Origin of the sequence: Sphingobacterium sp. DR205, from assembly GCF_011064245.1 — a bacterium.
Taxonomy (GTDB): Bacteria; Bacteroidota; Bacteroidia; order Sphingobacteriales; family Sphingobacteriaceae; genus Sphingobacterium; species Sphingobacterium athyrii.
The window spans coordinates 5,899,187-5,920,591 of record NZ_CP049333.1; the positions used below are offsets into that span (position 1 = coordinate 5,899,187).

Below are 21,405 nucleotides of genomic sequence, written 5' to 3' on the forward strand. Positions count from 1 at the left end.
ATGACTAATCCTAACCTTTTCGACTTCAACTATAATCTGGACCTTCCCGGACAGGAAAAATTTCCGTTGAATCTAAAAGAACAAGGGAGAATGGTTAGAGATATTCTATTAACGGATATTAAAGATTCTAGGAACTATATAATCCTAACTGGATTCACATCGTTATCTAATTTAATCGATATTTTTGGAACCATCGATTATCCAGAGTTACAAAGTCTACGTATTGTTATTGGATTTGACCCCGATGAACGTGTAAGTAAACGTTTGCCTCATTATTCACTACCAACGGAAATTAAGAATTATTGGGTAAAGCAGAATGTCAGTATTAGACTCTGTGGTCCAATAATTAATATTATTGAAAAAATAAAAGAGGGTAAGTATAATTTCAAAGTAAAGGATAAACTTCATGCAAAAATATATGTAGGTGATGAAGCAGCAATACTAGGTTCATCAAATTTTAGTAAGTCAGGAACAATCTTCCAAACAGAAGCCAATATTAGGGTACAGCCTATTTTATCTCAAGTAGAAAAAGATCAATACACCGATATAAAAAAGATTGCTGATCACTACTATGATGCAGCCAGCGATTATAATGAAGGATTGATGGAACTTTTTAAGAAACTTCTTAAAGATGCTACTTGGGAAGAGGCAATCGCTCGAGCGATTGCTGAAATATTAGAAAGCAAATGGATGAAAGATTATCCTTCCCTCTATCAGGCACTTATCACTCACAACCTTTGGCCATCTCAAAAAATTGGTATCGCAAGAGCAATGAAAATTGTTCAAGATCAAGGACGGGTATTAATTGCTGACCCAACAGGTAGCGGAAAAACAAAATTTGCAACGGCTCTAGCATATACACTATTTCATTGGTTATGGGAAAATGGTTTAAAAGACCGTTCAAATGCTCTAATTATCTGTCCAAGGCAGGTTATGGATAATTGGGAAAGAGAACAAACTCATTTTAGTCTTTATAATAAAATAGAGTCAATGGGGAAATTAAGTCTAGGACTTGATAGAAACCAAAAAGCATTGCAAAAAATGATCGAAGGGTCAGATATATTGGTTATAGACGAAGCTCATAATTATCTCCATCCAAAATCCAAAAGAAGTAAAGCTATATCACCAAAGGGGTCTAGTCATGTAATTCTTTCAACAGCGACTCCGATAAATAAAAAAGCCGATGATTTATTAAGATTAATCGAATTGCTTGATATAGATAATCTGAGTGATGAAGACTTAACGACTTATCTAGAATTAAGAAAAAACCGTAAGAAAAATATAGACAAAAAGCATCTTGAACAACTTAAAGGATATATCAACCAGTTTATTGTCCGTCGAACAAAAAAAGAATTAAACAAAATGGTTGATAGGGAACCCGATCTTTATAAAAATAGGCATGGTAATACCTGCAAATATCCAAATACAAAATCAGAAGTATATTCTACAGGAGAAACAGAAGACGACAAGGCAATTGCTAAGGAAATATTGAATCTAACACTCAAATTAAAAGGAGTTCATTACTTGCAAATTCTTAGAATACCTGATTATATAAATAAAGATGATGAGAAAGCAGCTTATATCAAACAAAGGTTCACATCAGCAATAGCACTTGCTGGCTATATGATAAGAATGAATCTGCGTTCTTCTATGTGTGCTTTATACGAATATTTATATGGTACAGATGCCGCAAACAAAAAATTTGATCTTAAATCGACCAAAAATAATTCGGGAAATATTTTGTCAAAAATTGCTAAATGCAAACTTAATCTTCCAAAAAAATATGTGGAAACTCACCTCCTAGAAGAAGAACAACAATGGCTTTATGATAAATTAAGGTATGATCAGGTGTGTGAAGAAGAAATTAAGATTTACGAGAGAATAGCTTTATTGACTGAAAAGTTAAGTGGAAATAGGGAATTACAAAAAGCTAATACACTTATTAAGTCCGCACTACTAAACAGCAAAGTACTAGCTTTTGATTCAACGGTAATCACCTTAGATTATCTCCATAAAATAATAAGTGAAAAACAACAAAAAGTAAAATCCATTGTTGCAGCGGGACACAATAAGACAAATCGAAATCAAATCATGGAGATTTTTTCACTTGGGGCAGCGAAAGATGAAAAGTTGATAGCTTTATGTTCTGATGCCATGTCTGAAGGTATCAACCTTCAAGATGCGAGTTGTTTAGTATTATTAGATATGCCAAGTGTACTGAGAATTATAGAGCAACGGATCGGCAGACTAGAGCGCATGGACTGCGAACATGATGAAATTAGAATTTTATGGCCTGATGACTCCGATGCTTTTTCTCTTAAAGGAGACAAAAGAATGTTAGATACCTTAATAATAACTGAAAATCTTATAGGAAATAATGTAGACATTCCTAAGGCAATCTATGAAAAACACTTGAAAGATGATTTTAATACTCATGACTTAATTAATGCCTTCAATGAGTATGCTACAGAAGATTATGAATGGAAAGGTGTAAAAGACAGCACTCAATATCTGTACAGCTTAATGGAAGGAGGCGATGCGTTAATAAATCACCAGATTTACGATACATATAAAGACGTGGAAGCTACCGTGAAATCAGCAATAAGCTTTATTGAATCTGACAAGAATTGGAGCTTTTTCGCTTTTAGAGGTAGTACGACCAAAAGTCCTAAGTGGTTATTGATTGATGAGCAGAATAAAGGCTATACAGATTTTTCTGAAATCACAAAAAAATTGAAGGAATATTTAGCTAAAGATAATATTATTCAAAGGAAATGGAGCGAAGTAGATACCTCCACCCAAATGAAAATAATCATACAAAAACTAAGAAGGCAAGAAAGAAATTTACTTCCATGGAAGAAAAAACGGGCATTAGAAAAAGGAGAAAGTATTCTTAAAAAATATCATGAAAAAATATTTAAATCTACCGAAGACAAATTTAAATGCGAAAAACTAATAGCCCTATTTGACACTAAAATTGATGTTGATGAATATGTTGATCTAGATCACCTTGCTACACTATGGCTTACAATATTAATTCCGGAACTTGACAAGCTAAAGAGTATTCAAATGAGGAGAAGAAAAATATATACTTTAAAAGATCTTGATTATAAAAATGTAAATATCACATCCGAAAGGTTAGATTGGTTGCTGGAAAGCTGTCAATATTCAAATACATTGGATGAGTTAGTTTCAGCTTGTATCATAGCAATTAAAGTTTAAGACGATTTAAATCTTCCAGAAAAAGGTATCAAACCTTTTTTTTCCTTTGCTGCATATTGATAACAAAAAACAAAATTAAATCTCTTATACCTTATGATTTAGATAAACAAAAACCGGCAAATAGAACTATATTGGGTAATTCCATATAATTCTATTTACCAATTTTTATCTTCTTAATAAACTGTAATAAAGGCACTAAAGGTTCTATTGAACTATCGTGACCTCCACTTGACGGGATAATTTTTCAATTATCCCGTTTTTTTGTATAATCTAAACAACCCATCCCCCTCATTTTAAATTCATTACGAATAAAAGGCTCCATAATATACGGAGTTCGATAGATACCATTTTCATAGTATAAAAAGTCGTCGAACACCATTTTAATGAGTTCCTGTTTTTCTATTGTGTTAGCTTCGGTATAAACATAATTTAGGTCTGAAAGGTAAAACAGCTGATCTTGTAACAATGAATAAGTCTTATCTGAATTATGTCTTAATTTATCAATTTGATCTTTTAGAGATTCTTTTTTTATAGTCAGCTCGTTATGCCATCTTTCATATGTGTCGTGTTGAATTCGATTTGAAATCCATTTTTCTTCAATTGACAAAAGCTTTTGGCCAGTTTGCTCGTATTCGATTTGGCGTTGTTTCAATAATGTTTTATGTTCTTTTAAAGTTGTCTCCATCTCGATCTCACTCTTTTCTTTTATACTGGATATTAGTTTTTCAGGAAGACTCATTAATTCTAAAGCGCCGGATAATTGTTTGTGAGCTTTTTCAGCATTTATATTATTATGGGCACTAGCGATACTACATTTATAGTAATAATAATATTTTCCCATTTTCCCTTTACTTGCAGCACCTGTTAATAGTTTTCCGCAATGGCAGCGTAAAGCACCACGTAGTGGAATTTGATCGTCATAAATTTTCCTTTCTTTAGTACCTCTTTTTATTTTTTCATTTACTAATTTCCAAGTCGTTGGATCAACAATAGGTTCATGATTTTTTAGTGGGTATAAACCTCCTGGATTTTGTTTCCACGGTTTAACATGTTGGAATCCATAATACAAAGGATTTGTCAATATTCGCTCTACAGCTGTAGTTCCCATACGTTTTAAACCTAACTCCTTTGCCTTTTCTTTGATTTTGTATAATGCAACCCCGGAAATAAAAGCTTCATAAATATATCTAACGACTATCGCTTCACTTTCATTAATCACTAGGCGACGTTCCTCATTCTTTCCTTCTTTTTTATAACCAAAAGGTGCAGGTTCTCCTTCTATCCATAGTCCTTTTATGGCTTTTGCTGCATAGATTCCTGCATTTATGTCATTCTGTCTTTTTATATTTTCAGAATTGCCCATTAAAAATTCAAGTCCCATTATAAAGAAGGAATTATGATCCATACAATCATAAATTGATCCTCTACTAGCGCTTAAAATCCTCACATCATAAAGTGCTTGAATTTTTGTAACCATATTAATGGCGTCGCCTGCGATCCTACTGAATCTTGTTAACTCAGCTACGACCAAATAATCAATTTGATCATGGTTCTTTTTGATAAAGTCAAAAAGTACCTTAATATCCGGCCTATCAAAGTTTCGGGCAGTATGTGTCTATCACGGAGGTCACCGGGCCAGTTAATTCGGTTTGATTTGCCAATTATTTCGGAAGTCGCTGGGCCAAAAAATCGCCTTAATTTCGGAGGTCATTGGGCCATTCGTACTTAGAAACGGAAGTCATTGGGCCACTTTCCCTTAACCTGCTTAAGTTGCTGTTGTATAAATATATCACAGCAGCATGGCAGGACAACGGAAAGACAAAATGGAACTTAGAACACTGATCCTTCTTAAGAAAAAAGGACTTAGTAACCGTAAGGTTGCCCAGATGATGAACATCAACCGTAAAACGGTAGATAGCTATATTAGTCGGTTTAATTTACTGGAATTGGATCACTCCGAACTGTTGGGCATGGATGATGCCGAGCTTCACGACCTTTTCACAGAAGAAGACCAGACAGAAAAGAAACGTTACGAAACCCTATCCTCTGAGTTCAGTAAAATACAGAATGAACTCAAACGCCCTGGAGCGACGCTACGGACCATATGGCACAACTATCTCCTTGAATATCCAGATGGATATCGCTATACACAGTTTACAACCCATTACAGAAAATGGCGGGGTCAGGTCAAAGCCTCAGGAAAGCTGGAACATAGAGCGGGGCAAAAGCTTTTTGTAGACTTTACAGGTAAAAAGATGTCGTATATTGACCGGATCACCGGTGAGGTTATTCCCGTGGAAATCTTCGTAGCCGTTTACCCCTGCAGTCAATATACGTTTGTAAAAGCCGTTGCCAGCCAAAAGCGTGAAGACTTTATCGACTGTCTTGAGAGCTGCCTTAGGTGGTCAGGCGGTGTGCCCCAGGCTATTGTATCCGACAACCTGAAATCAGCTGTTAGTAAGGGCTCTAAATATGCTCCTGAAATCAACAAGACACTTGCAGACTTTGCTCTCTTCCATAACTGTGTAGTTGATCCTGCACGGCCATATCATCCACAGGATAAAGCACTTGTAGAGCGTAGCGTAACATTGGTTTATCAGCGTATCTTTTACCCACTGGATAAGCAGACCTTCTTTAGTCTGAAAGAGCTCAATGTGGCCATAGCGGAGCAGTTGGTGCTATACAATGACTACCTTTTCTCACATGGGGGGCAACCAGAAGAAGCCAGTTCATTGATCTGGAAAAAGAATATCTGACCCCGCTTCCAGTATCAACATATAACCTGAGGTATTTCAGACGGGTGAAAGTGCAGAAGATATCCCACGTCTACCTGAGTGTAGATCGAAACTACTACAGTGTACCTCACCGTTATATCGGACATTACGTCGAAGTCCAATACAACAATGAAACAGTAGAAGTCTTCTATAACTTTCAACGTATCGCCAAGCATCAGAGAAGCTTTCGTCCAGGAAATTATGCCACCATAGGGGATCATATGCCTTCTTCGCACCAGGTATATAACCAGTGGAATCCGATATACTTTGAACAGCGGGCCGCCATTGTTGGGCCATATGCACAGGAATATATCCGCAAACTGATCGGGCAGTACAATTACCCCGAATTGGGCTACAAGCAGGCTCAGGGAATACTTTCTTTTGTTAAAACATATGGTACTTCTCGCGTTGAAAATGCATGTAAAAGAGCACTTTCTCATCACAAATCATCCTATCAAACAATACATAATATCCTAAAAAACAGACTTGATACCCTCGAAGAAGGTTTGGAGCAACAGACTTTCCACATTCCTGTACATGAAAATCTACGGGATACCTCAATCTACAGATAGTATAAAACAATAACAATATGAACGAAAACACAACAATTGAAAAAATGCGCAAGATGCGTATGATGACCATGGCTGAACTCTATCGCAGTAGCCTAAGTGATAATCTTTATCGTGAAATGAGTTTGGACGGCTTTATGGCGACCATCATCGATGCCGAATGGGAAGCCAGACAGAATAAGAATATTGATAATCTGATCTACAGGGATTCTTTCAAGGAAAAGGCCTCCGCCACAGATATTGACTACAATCCTTCCAGGGGCCTTGACAGAAATATGTTTGAAAGACTGCTTTCACTGGGCTTTATAAACCGCCGGGAGAACATTGTCCTGACAGGCCCTGCTGGCTGCGGAAAAAGCTTCCTTGCACAATGCATAGGTATCAAAGCCTGTCAGATGCTGTTCAGGACACTATATCTCAATACGGGTAGGTTCTTTGATATGGTGAAAATTGCCAGACTGGATGGAACTTACCATAAATTGCTCAAAAAGCTCGAAAGAGCGGAATTACTTATACTTGATGACTTTGGACTCACTTCCATAGATCAGCAGGCAAGGACGGCACTATTGGATATCATAGAAGATCGCTATAATAGTGCCTCACTGATAATAGCTACTCAGATACCCGTAGAAAAATGGCATGGACTGATAGGCGAAAGTACTATTGCCGATGCCATTCTGGACAGGGTTACTTTCTCCTCGCATAGAGTCGAACTGACAGGTGAATCCTATCGTAGAAAAAAGAAATTGGAATCTTAATTGAATTGCATATTATTGTAATCGGAAAGTGGCCCATTGACTAGTGAAATAATTGGCCCATTGACGCCGAAATCACTGGCCCAGTATCACCGAAATAGACAGTATGTCCTTCGTCGATAAATGTATCCACTATTTCCACACCACTATTATTCATCCACTGGCTTGTTATTAAATCTTGACGTTCGATACTATGTAAACTTTGACCATCACTGCTGAACCTTAAATAACGTATACCCTTTTTCATTAGCCTCCTTTATTGCTTTGTTTACCAAAATCTTAACTATTAAATTCACTAATTTTTCTTCGTTTTTTATCTTTAAGTCAGCTACATTATTGTCTTTTTATCCACTTTACCAAGATTACTGCTATCTTTTAAAACTGTATTTTTTGACATAACTTGATATTATATTAAAATCCATTTTTTATTGAATCTCCCCCCAAAACAAATCAAGTAGAAGCTCGAATAACATATATTCCCTAGTAAACCTAAATTTTCAGTATTATTTTTTTTAGGAATCGAAGCACTTCAAATTGCCGATTTTCCGAATTTAAATTCATAAGAAAGTAGTTTAAATATTAGCGGATAAAGAATTATTGTGAGTTTGACACGCTCTAAAAAATATATTAGTAAACCAGGTGTTCGTATTGGTCAAAATAGAGTTTGTCGAGAATTTTTGGCTGATAAAGGCTTCAACTGTATCTTTTAGCATTTAATTAGTAACTCATGAAGAAATCAAATAAGAAAATTGATTGTCCAAAGCTTATAATCGGGCCTGTACTAAAAAGACATAGAATACAACATGGGTATACACAAAATGAAATAGCTGATTTAATACATGTATCCAGACCGTGTTATTCATCATGGGAAAATGATTATCATGAAATCCCCTTATCCAAATTACCCCAACTCGCAGAATGCTATAATTTGGATTTAATGTCATTGATTGCCGAAATCATACAAGAAGATTCTAGGACTCATAAAAATCAGGAAAATTTCATAGCTGTACAAATAACCAATTTAAATTCGGACATAATTCAAATGAAGAAATTGTTAGGTGAGATCCTAATTAAACAAAACGATGGTTACTTCATTTAGATTAATCATAATCTTTTTTATTCTAGGTTTCATAAGTATATTTTCTATAAGAAACTTAAATTTTCAATTGAACCAAAACTCAGCTGAAAGCTCGTTAGAAATATCCTTTTCTACATTTAAAACTACACCTGAAGAAACAGAACAATATGTTACTTCAAAAATCGAAAACGCTTTATCTAGAATAGATAATATCAAAACAATTAGCTCCTTTTCTACCGAGGACAATGGCTCTATAAAAGTTTCTTTTAATACCTCTTCCAACCTATTTCAAAAAAGATTTGATATACTATTAAATCTAAGGCAAGTTTTTGAAAACTTACCTCAGGGAACAACTTTTCCGATCATATCACAAATAGGACAAGGATCAGAAAAAAAACCTTTAATATCATATTCCATAAGCGGAATAAGCAATTCCGAGATCAATTCTATAAAAACAATTTTTGAAAAAATCTTTAGAAACAATGATATCCCGGCTACTTTAGAAGTTACTGGAGGAAGTAGAAAGATTATTAATATCGAATACGATAAAAACCGAATGTTTTCAAAGAAGATTGCTATTAGTGATGTAATTTCTTCACTGCAAGGTCTTACAAACGAAAATTATCTAGGAAATGTCGCTGATCGAAGCATGAATTATTTTGTTAGATTAGCTCAGCAGTCCGTAGGCATCCCAGCATTAGAAGAGGTCGTTTTAAATAATAGTCCTTTAGTCAAATTAAGGGATATTGCGACTATTTCTGAAACTTATGAAAAAAATGATTTTTCATATAGAATCAATGGAAAAAACACAGCATTGATCCATATTTATGACAATCAATCAGAAAATGTTTTAACGACCTATTCGAAAATTTCCAAAGTTTTGGAAAAGATCAAAAAAGAACTTCCAGAAGGAAGTGAATTAAGGTTAGAACAGGACAATTCCAAACATTTGAGGAAACTCGTCAAAATAGCCGTGCTAAATGGCGGAATTACTCTTTTACTTATTGCCTTTGTTTTACTATTGTTTCAGAACTGGAAATACCTCTTAATAGTAATTTCAACCATAATTATCAATTTCTGTTTATTAGTTCTAATTTATTCTCTATTTAAGATTCCAATTGACTTAATTACCATAAATAGTATCTCCTTCATTTTATCATTTTTATGTTTTAATCTTCTAATTGCATTGGGTCAATTTGATAAAATAGGCAAAAGACGAATACAGCAATCGCAAGTAATTATATTCCTTATTGCTACTTCATTATATGTGGCGTTAGACTTTTTAGATTATCAAGATTTACAACAACTTCAATCCATATTAAAATTTTCACTAATTGTAATTGCAGTGGGAACAATTACTAATTTCCTTTTTGCAACCAGTTTACACAATTTATTAACCAACAATTCAAACAGCCAAAAGAGCATCAAAAATCTAACAATCTTTACGAATGTTAAAATAATAAAGTACAGATATATTATTTTATTTCTTTCTCTTTTCTTTACAGGGATACCTCTATTTATGATTCCTACTAAAATAGAGGGCAACAATACTTATAATAAAATTTTCGGAACGCCCTTTTTACAGGATAAGATTATTCCGGCATCCAGTTTAGCAATTGGAGGTATGTGGAGATTATTCCATGAAAATATTTATGTAAATACAGATTTTGAAGATTCGCAAGAAACTTCTTTGAATATCTATGCTGAACTGCCAATTGGTGCAACAGCAGAACAAATGAAAAGTTCACTAGAATACTTAGAAAAATTTCTTTCAGGTACAGAATATATAGACCTATATGTCTCACAGGTTTTTTCCGGACAACGAGGAACTATAAAGATTAAATTTTTAAACGATATACCCATTCATTACCCTGAAAAATTGAGGCAACAGTTAATCTATGCATCTCAAAACTTAGACGGAGTCGGTTGGACATTTTTTGGAATCGGTAAAGGGTTTAGTAATAAAATGACAAAGGAACATCCTAGTTTCCAACTAAAAATAAGTGGATATAACTTTGCCAGATTAAAAGAAATAGGTGAATTTGTTAAAACTGAGATTTCCAAAAATGACAGAGTCAATAGTGCAACTTTAGCTTCTGATAACCAATTTATTTCAGATAATAATCATGAATACAAAATGTCTGTAAATGACAGGAAACTCGCGCAATTAGAACTCGACGATAAGAATATTAAATCGGAACTTATCCTGAACAATTCGGAAATCATGGATAAGAAAATGTCAATAAGTATATCCAACGAAAATATTCCTATAAAAATCACTGCGAAAAATCAAGGTAATCTAACGATTAATGAATTTCTAACCCACCCAATTAGACTTGAAGATCGTTACATCAAACCAAATTCGTTAACGACATTCCTAAAGGCAGACAGAGTAGAATCAATAGTCCGAGAGAATAGACGATATATTCAGACACTTAATTTAAAATATGTCGGGTCTCTCGAAACAGGATACAATTACCTTTTAGAGGAAACAAATAGAATTAATAAGGAACTTCCAGAAGGTTACATAATAGATGTCTTAAGCGATTATGAAAGTTCGAAACCTCCTACAACAAAATTGCTAATATTTCTTTCTGCAACATCCTTTATCTTTATTCTATTAACAATTCGATTGAATAGTTTTAAAAAAGCTAGTTTGGCTTTTCTAATGGTTTACATATCTCTTTCAGCAATCTTTGCTACATTTTATATTGGTGATCTAAAATTTGATGAAGGGGGACAGGCTTCTTTTATATTTACCATATTAATTGGATTTTGTTATCTTCTTTATTTTTGGGAAGATTTAAGTGTGGTGGTAAAAACAAAAGGCAGCAGACTCTACCTCCGCCAGAACATTAAATTAATAAGTCTATCATTACTCATTGGGAGTGTTGGAAATCTAACTTACCTAATCACTCAATATAACGATCCTTTTTGGCCAGCTTTTTCCATCGGAGTTTTAGCATCCTCGATTGCAATTGTTGTTATTACCACATTCGTAATTCCATTATTTTCAATAAATAAGGGTTCACTAAATCATTGATTATTAAATTTTCTCGTGATTGGTAAAAATGCAAAACTAACAATCAAAATGTCAAAAATGCAATCAAAACCCTGATTGTCTTTTAATTAAATTTGATAGAACAGTAATCAATTACGGGGAAGCCTAAACCCATAATCGTAGGCATAATTTCATTAATTCATTTAACATGAAAAAATCAATTAAAAAAGTAGCAGCATTTGTTTTGTTGCTTGGTGGTATTGTAGGTACAACTTCTGCACACATCGCCGTTGGGACTTATTGTTTAAGTCTTGCCTCAGGACCATCAATTGGTAAATGTGTAAGTGCCACGTATGGAGTGGAGTGTAACCGCTACGCTACATCGGGATCAGATTGTGCTGGTAACAGAACGGTAATTGACAACATTGGTGGTTAATTGCCTTAGAGAACTGTTCAATTGAGAACAGTTCTCTTTATTAAAATCTCAAAAATTTAAAAATCAGTTATTTTAAATTTCCAATAAATGAATAATAGACTTATCAATTCTCTGCGGTTACTTTTACTTTGCAGTACGATATATGGGTGTTCAGGATCTGGTGATAATCCCGTCGAATATAAAGATGAAAACGCCAAATCTTATAAAAAGAACGCTACGCTAGAATTGACAGATTCCTACCTATTACCCGTTGATGAAAATACAGATAGTAAGATCTATGGTATTGATATTTTTAAGGATAAAAATGACAACACCAAGACGATTTCATTTCTAAATCCGTCCTCAAAGTCTATTCTATTATTCGATTTTGACAAGAAAGCAATTATTAAGAAAGTTCCCTTATTTCAGGAAGGAAGGAATAGTATGGGAGCCATCAATCTTCCTTCGATGCATAAAGTTATCTCGAAGGATTCAATTCTCTTTTTTAATATGGATTACCTAAATGTATTGAATACAAATGGGGATCTTTTGGACCGTGTTCAATTAGTTTCTGAAAACTCAATAGTTGATAACAGTCCAAAACCTAATCCAAGCACCAATTCGCCAATTATTTATAAGAATGGAACAGCTTATTTGCTGTGCGCGTATAACGTATATTATTCTCCTCAGAACGAAATCAAGGATCTGCTAAAGGTCAATCTTGCCAATAAAGAAATAAAACCATTATTCAATAGGATCAATCTATATAACTATGGATTTTGGGGCCATAACATGAACCTTTATTACTTATATGGTGCTCAGAATTCCAAAGAAAATAGTTTAGTAATGGGTTATGCAGCTGATCCCCATTTATATACATTCAGTTTGAATGATGAAAAAGTGACCCCTAGTCAATTTATCGGAAGCGAGAATTTCAAAAGTATTGATCCATTTTTATCTAACAAAAATGATAAAACTCTAAATCCCAGTCATGATGACATGGCTAAATCGGCAGAATATGAACTGACCAATCCTTCTTATTATTCAGTTTTTTATGATGACATAAATGACGTGTATGTTCGTTTAGCTTATCTACCAAGGACGAAATCGGAATATAGAGATCCGTTAACCCGCTATAAATTTAAATATAGTGCAATAATCATGGACAATAAGTTCAACAAAATTGGAGAAACAGTTCTGCCTGACGCAACAGAATTGGATTATAGAATGATATTTTTTGACAATGGGTATATGTATGTATTCAATAAAAAGAAATATAACGAGGATAACAATAACCTATATTTTGATAGATATAAACTGAAAAAAGATGCGAATATTTAAAATAACAGCTCTAATCTTATTATTTGTCTCTTGTTCCAAAGGAAACAAAAATAGCGGCTTATATAAGAACGCCTTAAATCAAAACCATATCGAGAACCAAAAATATGTAGTGGTAGTTCCTGGTGCAGGATGTGGCGGGTGTATATCAAATGCAACTTATTTTTTAGTGAATAACTATAGTAAAATAAAAGATAGTGTTACCATAGTATTTACAGGAGTAATGGACAAAAAACTGCTAAAAAATGAAGTCGGAGAAGAGTTTCTGAAAAATCCTAATGTTAAGATTGATCAGGATAATTACTTCCTGGCGCCTGAAATTGTCTCCAATTATCCACAAGTTATATCTTTCAAGGGAAATGATGGAGAAATTGGTGAAATTCAAAATTTTGATGATAATACGTATAATTCCATTATTCAATAATGAACAGGAGGATAGCATATTTTATTTTTGCTTCAGTCCTATTTTCTTGTTCTGGTGCACAAGAATCTAAGGTAATAACGGCCAAATCCACTAATTCAAAAATATCGGATAAGAATATCGTAGTACAAGCCAAAAAAGTTGATGAATCCAATCTTTCATTTTCAATTTATTCAAATGGAAAAATAGTCTCTAAAAATAATTATACCATTTATTCTCCAATAGATGGTGTAATTGTGAGATCTGAATTAAAGAATGGAAAACATGTACAGGAAAATAGCTTGCTTTTACAATTAAGAAATGACGAACTGGACTATAGTCTTCGTAAAACAAAAGCTTCTTTATTTAATAACAGTTTAACGTACAAAAGTGATTCCATTAGCCAGAGTAGATTAAACAATATTGATGGACGACAATTTACAGACACAGTATTGAAACGGCTCGAAATCGAATCTGGAGTCGCAATTTCTCAAATCGAACTTGATGAGCTGAAATCAAAGCAAAAAAAACTAGCGATCGTTTCCCCCGTTACTGGAATTATATATGATACCAAAATAGGAAATAAAAGTGTCATCAAAGAGGGAGACGAATTATTCAAGATTTATTCTACAGCCAATCTAAAATGTTCTTTTAGAATCATGGAAAGTGAAATCAAATTAATAAGAATCGGTGATAATATTAAAATCGTCCCACAAGCATTCAACGGCACCTTCCAGGCTAAGATCTCAGAAATCAATCCAATAGTTGACGAGAATGGTACCATTGAAATAATTGCGGATATACTAAATCCAAATCACCTTTATCTCGGAATGAATGTAGATGTTGAAGTATTGGTCAATCCTCAAAGGAGTTTATGGGTTCCTAAGAATGCATTGGTTAAAAGGTCAGGAAAGGATATTGTATTTACTTATGAATCTGGAAAAGCAATATGGAATGAGGTAAAGATCGGTGTAATAAATGGCGATCAAGTGGAAATCAAAAATGGTCTTCTACCGGGAAGTTCCGTAATTGTCTCCAATAACAACTATCTATCCCATAATTCTAATGTGGTACTAAATTAAGGCTACATTATGATGAAGTTTCTTTTGCATAAATCACTGGCCGTATACCTTATTTTTTTAATTGCAGTTGTATGGGGTGGCTTTTGTTTTTTCAACATTCCCGTCTCTTTGTTACCTAACATTGAGAAACCTGCCATTCAGATAAAAATAAACTATCCAAATCATGCAGCACAGTCTGTTGAATCCAATGTAACAAAAATTATCCGGGAAGGTATCAGTTCTGTAGGCTCAATCAAATCCATAGAGAGCGAATCATATAGCCACTTTGCATTAATAAACTTATCGTATGAATTCGGAACAAATATGAGTGATGAATTCATTAAACTAAATGAACGTATTGACCAGTTGCTTCCTGATCTTCCAAGCGATTTTATTAGACCGCAACTAATTAAACAAAATGTTTCAGATGTTCCGATAGTAAATCTACAAATCACACCAAAAGTACGCATAGACTTGTTGGAAGCATCTGATATCACACTTCAACTTATCAAAAGAAGGATAGAAAAAATAGAAGGTGTTTCCCTGGTTGATATCAATGGCTTAAAGACTAGAAGTGTCAGAATAATTCTGGATAAAACAAAGATCAGATATTTAGGACTCGATGAACAAAAGATAAGAGAAACGGTTCAGACAAGCGGCTCTTCTTCTGGTGCTTTAACAGTAAAAGACGGCAACTACTCCTATCTGGTCAAGATGGCAAATAATATTAGTGACATTGACCATTTAAGGGACATCTCCATTCGGCTCGAAAATAATCGTGTTATTTCATTGAGAGATATTGCAAAAATTGAATCGGTAGCGGATCAGGAAGTTGGCAAGCATTTGTTCAATAATGAAGAGGCAATTGTATTAGCGATTCACAAACAGGCAAATGCTAGAATGAATGAGGTAATACAGTCTGTCCATGATGAATTGGATTTAATCAGGAATGATTATACCAAGCTAAATTTTGATCTCACTCAGGATCAGACCTATCTCCTAAATGCAGGAATAGAAAACTTGACACAAGACCTTATTTATGGAGGCATTTTATGTGTATTACTTCTTTTTCTTTTTGTCAATAACATATCGTCTCCTATTTTGATGGGTATAAGTATTCCTATATCACTATTGCTAACTTTTATCTGTTTCTATTATTTCAAAATATCATTCAATATCATTTCGCTTTCAGGACTTGCATTGGGTATTGGAATGCTCATTGATAATTCTATTGTTGTTATTGACAGTATTTCAAGAAATTATCTGGATTTTGATCTTGAAGAAGCTTGTATAAAAGGTGCTGGCGAAGTATTCGTCCCTGTTCTGAGTCAAGTTTTAAGTACAATTGTCATCTATGCCCCACTTATTTATTTAAGCGGAATAGCTGGAGAGCTGATTTATGACCAAGCAATTGCATTGACCATTTCTTTGTTTGTTTCGTTATTTGTAGCCTTTATTCTAACGCCTGTCTTATTTTATAGTTTTAATGCAAGAAGTAAAAAGCGAATTAAATCTGGTGAGGAAACCTTTGTATTTAAGTTTATCATGAGATTTTATGATGTTTTATACGAAGTGATATTTAGAAACAGGAGGAAGTTCATTTTAGGTATTTTAATATTGATTCCTTTAGGATATCTAATAGCAGTCCGTATTCCAATACGGATCATGCCACAATTTGAAGAGAATGAAACCTCTGTAAATATAGATTGGAACGAACCGGTAGGGATACAAGAAAATGAAAATAGAATTAACGAACTCTCAAAATTACTCAATGGCGCTGTTCATTGGGAAGCTGATATCGGTATAAGCGACTTAATGATAGATATAAAAAGACGCAATATCAATAGTTCAGATATTTACTATAAATGTACAGACACCGAATCAAAAAATGCATTAGACAAGAAACTGTTAGCATATTTTAACGAAAATTATCCAAATGCCTTTATAAAAATTTCAGGCGCTAAAAATGCCTTTACACATTTATTTGAAAACGATGTGCCACAAATGGAAGTTCGGTTTCGACAAGATGCTCTTTTAGATAACAGAGATAGCGAAAATAACGTCCAACTTGTTAAAAATGCCTTACCGGAATTGAAATGGGAAAACTCCAGCAATCTATCAAAAGTTACGAATGTAAACCTTCATCTTAATGAACGAAAATTAAGTAGCTATCAGCTGGAAAAAAGTGATGTCATCCATCAATTAAAATCAATCTTTAATGACAGCGAAAAAATTAAATTTACAGGAAACGGTGATGTCTTCACTTCTCAGATCGTCGATACTGCATCCTTAAACCAGAAATTTAAAATATCTTACCTAAAGAATAGCAACGATGGATACTTTCAATTGCAAAACTTTGTATCATATGACTATTCAGATGAAGATCAATCCATTTCGGCAGATAAATTCGGATACTATAAATCAATATTCATAAATGAGATCCCTAAAGGGTCTAATATTGATAAGATTCAAAAACAATTAAATAAACTGATTGAATCAAAAAACTTAAATGCGTCCCTTACTGGGGAATTCAAAGCTGAGAAAGAGATCAAAAAAGATCTGTTCATTGTTGTTATAATATCCCTAATTCTTCTTTTTGCCCTCTTGGCCATACAGTTTGATAATTTCTTACATCCATTTGTTGTTATGTCATCATTGCCTTGCGCATTGTTTGGTTCATTCTTTACACTATGGGGTATGGGCGGAGAATTCGATATAATGGCGGGTATAGGAATTATAGTCGTTCTAGGGATAATAGTAGATGACCCTACCTTAAAGGTTGAAACTGTCAATAGGTTAATAAAGGAAGCAAAATCCCATGGCAGAAAAATTGATAGAGAGAATCTCATTTCACTTTTACATGAAGCAGGTAGAATTTGTTTAAAACCATTGATCATGGTTTCCCTCACCACAACATTAGCATTGGTACCAGTTTATTTTTCACATGGTATTGGAAATGATATTCAGCGAAACTTTGTAAGTGTCGTTGTTGGAGGTTTAAGCCTAGGAACGATACTTTCATTCTGTTTTATACCATTGGTTTATTATGCAGTAACAAAGAAAAATTCATGAAACTCCTGAAATACATTATTATATTTTCTTTCTGCTCGGCAACTAACGGATATTGTCAGAGCTCGGCAAATGATTATACATTAGAGAATATTATCGAAATCGCAAAATCCGAATCAATTGCCAATAAAATCTCGGTTGCACATCATCAAAGAAATATTGCTCAATATAATAGTTACAAAAAGCTTTTTTTACCAGAAATCAGCTTTACATCTAAAATATTAGATTATAGCAAAGATTACTTTAGTGTAATACAACCATCCGGTACTATCTCATTTCAATCAAGGTCGCAAAATTATTCAACACTGGGATTGGCAATTACACAGATTGTTCCCCAAACCGGAGGGACTGTTTCAGTATCCTCCAATCTTACAAGGTTTGATGATTTTATTTTGAAAGAGAAGCAATATAATGGCATTCCTATAAATTTATCAATCCGGCAACCCATTAATGCTTACAATGAATACAAATGGTTAAATATAATTGAACCGATAAGACTTGAAAATACAAAGAGAAGAAGTGTAGCGGAACTAGCTCAAATATCGTTATTAACCACAAAATTATACTTCAATGTAATTGAGGGAAAATCTTCATTCGATCTTTCAGAAGAAGCATACAAAACTTTTCAACGATTATTAAATGAAGAAAAAGAGAAAGTGAAATTCGGGACTACATCTCTCAACAAATATTCCCAGATTGAGATCCAGATGCTAGATGCCGAGAAATTAAGAAATGCGGCATTGGAAGATCTAAACAACTCCATCGTCGAACTGTCCGATTATATTGGTATTCACATTTCAAAAGACAATGAACTTCGCTTACCTTCCCAATTACCTGAAATTAAAATTGACAATATAGACCTGGTATCCAGCATGGAAAAAAACATGGCTGAGTATACTGAATTTAAAATTAAAGCTCTTGAAGCTCAAAGAGATTTGGAAAAAGTAAAAAAAGAAAAATATAAGATTAATGTTGGACTCTCTGTCGGATATAATTCTACTGATAATCATTTAGGTAATGTTTATAGTAGGGCTAATCCAAGACAGAGCGCTACTTTATCATTAAATTTTCCGATTCTCGATTGGGGAAGATTAAAAGAAACCGCAAAAGCAGCTGAATATAATTTAAAGGAGGTGGAATTAGCTATTGAAAGTGACAAAAAAATAATACTCCAAAATATGCGGCGCGCAGTTAATGGTATTGAATATAGTATAAAAGATATTGAAATTTCGAGGAAGATGCTTGAAATTGCAAAACAACGATACTCTTTACTGATCGACCAATTCTCCACAGGAAAAATTACAGTTACAGATCTAATAAACTCCCAACAAGAAAATAACGTAGCTAATCAATCATATATAAGATCATTAAGAAAATATTGGGAAAATTACTACGAACTAACAGTTTTTGTAAAATAATATTATGGACAATACAAAAAACAATACCGAATCATTTCAAGAGGATAGTTATAATAGACATTCCAATTGGTATACGAATCTCTTCCCCGAAAAAGAACAAAAGTTAGCTTTGTTAAATGGAATAAAAACTTACAAAGGAACAATAAATCATTGGTTACAGAATCAGTTTTTTGAATGTGTCAAACCCATAACAAAATATAAGAACGCATCCTGGTTGACAGTAGGTGACGCTTACGGACATGATGCTAATTATTTAATCGAAAATGGCGTTCAAAATGTAATTGCCTCGGATATAAGTGATGAATTTCTTGCCGTATCTAAAGAAGTTGGCATTGTTGAGCAATACTCCGCTGAAAATGCAGAAAATCTCTCGTTCGAAAACAATAGCATAGACTATATCCTATGTAAAGAAACCTATCATCATTTTCCACGACCATATGCTGCTCTTTATGAAATGATCCGAGTAGCAAAAAAGGGAATTGTTATTATCGAACCGCAAGATCCGATCATGAAAATGCCTTTCTTGTTATTTATGAACAATGTTTTAGAAAAGATTAAACATGGCTTAGTAAATAAGATATGGAAAAACCGCTTTTCTTATGAAGCTGTTGGCAACTTCGTTTATAAAGTTTCTGAAAGAGAAATGGAAAAATTTGCAGCCGGTATTAATTTACCAATGGTAGCGATCAAAAATTTCAATCCAAACTTTTGGTTCCCTGGAAGTGAAAAAATTCCAGCGGTAAAATCAGAGAAGAAGTTTAGAAAAATTCTCTTCAAAAAAGGTCTTAGGGATTTTTTATCAAATTTTGGCATTCTACCAAGTCAGTCTTTAAGTATTATAATATTTAAAACCCTTCCCGAAATCGGATTGCAAGAATCGCTAAAGAATGATGGATACAAATTAATTAAAATACCCAAAAATCCTTATTTATAACCCTATAAGCTTAAAAGCATCTTTTGATATTAACCTGGTAGTGTAAACTGAACTGTGTCACATCACTCCTTTTAGGGTTCGTGCTCAGAGGCTGAAAGCCTCGAGTGCGAACCCTAAAAGGAGTTGCCGAAGGCTTTAATTCTATCCCCAAATTTAATATGTAATTGTTGCATTGTCAATCCCCAATTCCGAATAGGCATGGTCCATTTTTTTGATATCTCCTTAACCGTGAGATAAACCAACTTTAAGAGTGCCTGATCAGAAGTAAATGCTCCTTTGGTTTTGGTCACTTTTCGGATCTGACGGTGCATAGCCTCAATAGCATTTGTGGTATAAATAGCTCTGCGGATATCGGGTGAGTACTCGAAATAAGTAGAGAGATTTCCCCAATTATCCAACCATCCCTTTACAGATAACGGATATTTCTTACCCCATTTTTCGTCAAATTCCAGTAGCTTTTCATAGCCCTGCTCTTGGTTATTTGCCTGATAGATAGGTTTTAAATCTGCAACAACAGCTTTTTTATCTTTCTCCGGAACATACCTCAGACTTGAACGTATCTGATGAACAATGCAAAGTTGAACCTGGGTTTTCGGATATACGGCTTCGATGGCATCGGGAAAACCCTTTAAACCATCGACGCAGGCGACCAGGATATCTTCTACACCACGCTGTTTGAGATCGGTCAGCACCGACAGCCAGAACTTAGCGCCTTCATTTTCTGAAAGATAGATACCGATAAGGTCTTTTCGACCATCTCGGTTCACGCCAAGTATATTGTATACTGCACGGGTCTGAACGCTGCCATTGTCTTTAACTTTATAGTGCATACAGTCTAGAAATACAAAAGGATATACCGATTCAAGCGGACGGTTACGCCATTCATTCAGTGCAGGAATCACCTTGTCGGTAATATTGGAGATCTCAGTAGCAGATATATCCATGGCATACATTTCCTTCACATAGCTTGAAATATCCCGTGTACTCATTCCTCTGGCATACATGGAGATAACATTGCCTTCAAGCTCCTCCGTAATGATCAATTGACGTTTAGGGACTATCTTAGGCTCGAAAGTACCGTTTCGGTCACGACCGCTCTCCAATTCAAATTGTCCGGACTGAAGGCTCCGTACAGTCTTTCTTGTCTTCCCATTTTTACGGTTAACCTCTCCTGAAGCTTTACTTTCCTGTAGATGATGATCCAGCTCACCTTCAAGCATACTTTCCAAAAGATGTTTCAACATCGGAGCGAAAACTCCGTCCGTACCGCTCATTTTCTTGCCTGCATAAAGGCCTCTCATTGCTTCCTCTTTGAAGCGTTTAAAATCAAATTCCTCTTTTTCCATTTGCTGTGTCTAATATAAAAATTCT

At 34.3% G+C, this 21,405-nt stretch carries 15 protein-coding genes and 1 pseudogene; 13 read left to right on the forward strand and 3 right to left on the reverse strand.

Annotation, left to right across the window (positions count from 1 at the left end):
- On the forward strand, positions 1 to 3,222 hold the full coding sequence (locus G6053_RS25230; protein ID WP_165308964.1) for an SNF2-related protein: 3,222 nt from the start codon (positions 1 to 3) through the stop codon (positions 3,220 to 3,222).
- A 244-nt stretch (positions 3,223 to 3,466) separates the two neighbouring features.
- Here G6053_RS25230 and G6053_RS25235 read toward each other — a convergent pair whose 3' ends face one another.
- Positions 3,467 to 4,441, reverse strand: coding sequence for a recombinase family protein (locus tag G6053_RS25235; RefSeq protein WP_277603217.1), 975 nt, complete (start codon positions 4,439 to 4,441; stop codon positions 3,467 to 3,469).
- 90 nt (positions 4,442 to 4,531) lie between these two features.
- Positions 4,532 to 4,816, reverse strand: a pseudogene (locus G6053_RS31000) (recombinase family protein); the annotation flags it as partial.
- 205 nt (positions 4,817 to 5,021) lie between these two features.
- Here G6053_RS31000 and istA point away from each other — a divergent pair.
- From istA to G6053_RS25295, 12 genes are all read left to right on the forward strand, one after another.
- Positions 5,022 to 5,978, forward strand: a complete 957-nt coding sequence (istA, locus tag G6053_RS25240) for an IS21 family transposase (RefSeq protein WP_165308966.1) — start codon at positions 5,022 to 5,024, stop codon at positions 5,976 to 5,978.
- 50 nt (positions 5,979 to 6,028) lie between these two features.
- Positions 6,029 to 6,568: a transposase gene (locus G6053_RS25245; protein WP_165308967.1), complete on the forward strand. Its 540-nt coding sequence runs from the start codon at positions 6,029 to 6,031 to the stop codon at positions 6,566 to 6,568.
- Between the two features lie 17 nt (positions 6,569 to 6,585).
- Positions 6,586 to 7,323, forward strand: coding sequence for an IS21-like element helper ATPase IstB (gene istB / locus G6053_RS25250; RefSeq protein ID WP_165308968.1), 738 nt, complete (start codon positions 6,586 to 6,588; stop codon positions 7,321 to 7,323).
- A gap of 724 nt (positions 7,324 to 8,047) precedes the next feature.
- Entirely contained in the window at positions 8,048 to 8,419 is a 372-nt protein-coding gene (locus tag G6053_RS25255; protein WP_108636401.1) for a helix-turn-helix transcriptional regulator, read from the forward strand.
- The gene (locus G6053_RS25260; RefSeq protein ID WP_108636402.1) at positions 8,403 to 11,441 is read left to right on the forward strand and encodes an efflux RND transporter permease subunit; all 3,039 of its coding nucleotides are present in this window, start codon (positions 8,403 to 8,405) and stop codon (positions 11,439 to 11,441) included. The genes G6053_RS25255 and G6053_RS25260 overlap by 17 nt, the downstream gene beginning before the upstream one ends.
- A 166-nt stretch (positions 11,442 to 11,607) precedes the next feature.
- Positions 11,608 to 11,835: a hypothetical protein gene (locus tag G6053_RS25265; protein WP_146191134.1), complete on the forward strand. Its 228-nt coding sequence runs from the start codon at positions 11,608 to 11,610 to the stop codon at positions 11,833 to 11,835.
- An 87-nt stretch (positions 11,836 to 11,922) separates the two neighbouring features.
- Entirely contained in the window at positions 11,923 to 13,155 is a 1,233-nt protein-coding gene (locus G6053_RS25270) for a DUF4221 family protein (RefSeq protein WP_165308969.1), read from the forward strand.
- On the forward strand, positions 13,142 to 13,576 hold the full coding sequence (locus G6053_RS25275) for a hypothetical protein (RefSeq protein ID WP_108636404.1): 435 nt from the start codon (positions 13,142 to 13,144) through the stop codon (positions 13,574 to 13,576). The genes G6053_RS25270 and G6053_RS25275 overlap by 14 nt, the downstream gene beginning before the upstream one ends.
- The gene (locus G6053_RS25280) at positions 13,576 to 14,634 is read left to right on the forward strand and encodes an efflux RND transporter periplasmic adaptor subunit (RefSeq protein ID WP_165308970.1); all 1,059 of its coding nucleotides are present in this window, start codon (positions 13,576 to 13,578) and stop codon (positions 14,632 to 14,634) included. Before G6053_RS25275 ends, G6053_RS25280 begins: the two co-directional genes overlap by 1 nt.
- Before the next feature lie 9 nt (positions 14,635 to 14,643).
- Positions 14,644 to 17,685 (forward strand): efflux RND transporter permease subunit, encoded by a 3,042-nt coding sequence (locus G6053_RS25285; protein WP_165308971.1) that lies wholly within the window; start codon positions 14,644 to 14,646, stop codon positions 17,683 to 17,685.
- Positions 17,682 to 19,100, forward strand: a complete 1,419-nt coding sequence (locus tag G6053_RS25290) for a TolC family protein (RefSeq protein ID WP_165308972.1) — start codon at positions 17,682 to 17,684, stop codon at positions 19,098 to 19,100. The genes G6053_RS25285 and G6053_RS25290 overlap by 4 nt, the downstream gene beginning before the upstream one ends.
- Positions 19,101 to 19,104: 4 nt before the next feature.
- A complete protein-coding gene (locus tag G6053_RS25295) occupies positions 19,105 to 20,034 on the forward strand; it encodes a class I SAM-dependent methyltransferase (protein ID WP_108636408.1) in 930 nt (309 codons plus the stop codon).
- A 113-nt stretch (positions 20,035 to 20,147) separates the two neighbouring features.
- On the opposite strand, the gene G6053_RS25300 is transcribed toward G6053_RS25295, so the two are convergent.
- Positions 20,148 to 21,380, reverse strand: coding sequence for an IS256 family transposase (locus tag G6053_RS25300; protein ID WP_165307023.1), 1,233 nt, complete (start codon positions 21,378 to 21,380; stop codon positions 20,148 to 20,150).
- Positions 21,381 to 21,405: the final 25 nt, after the last annotated feature.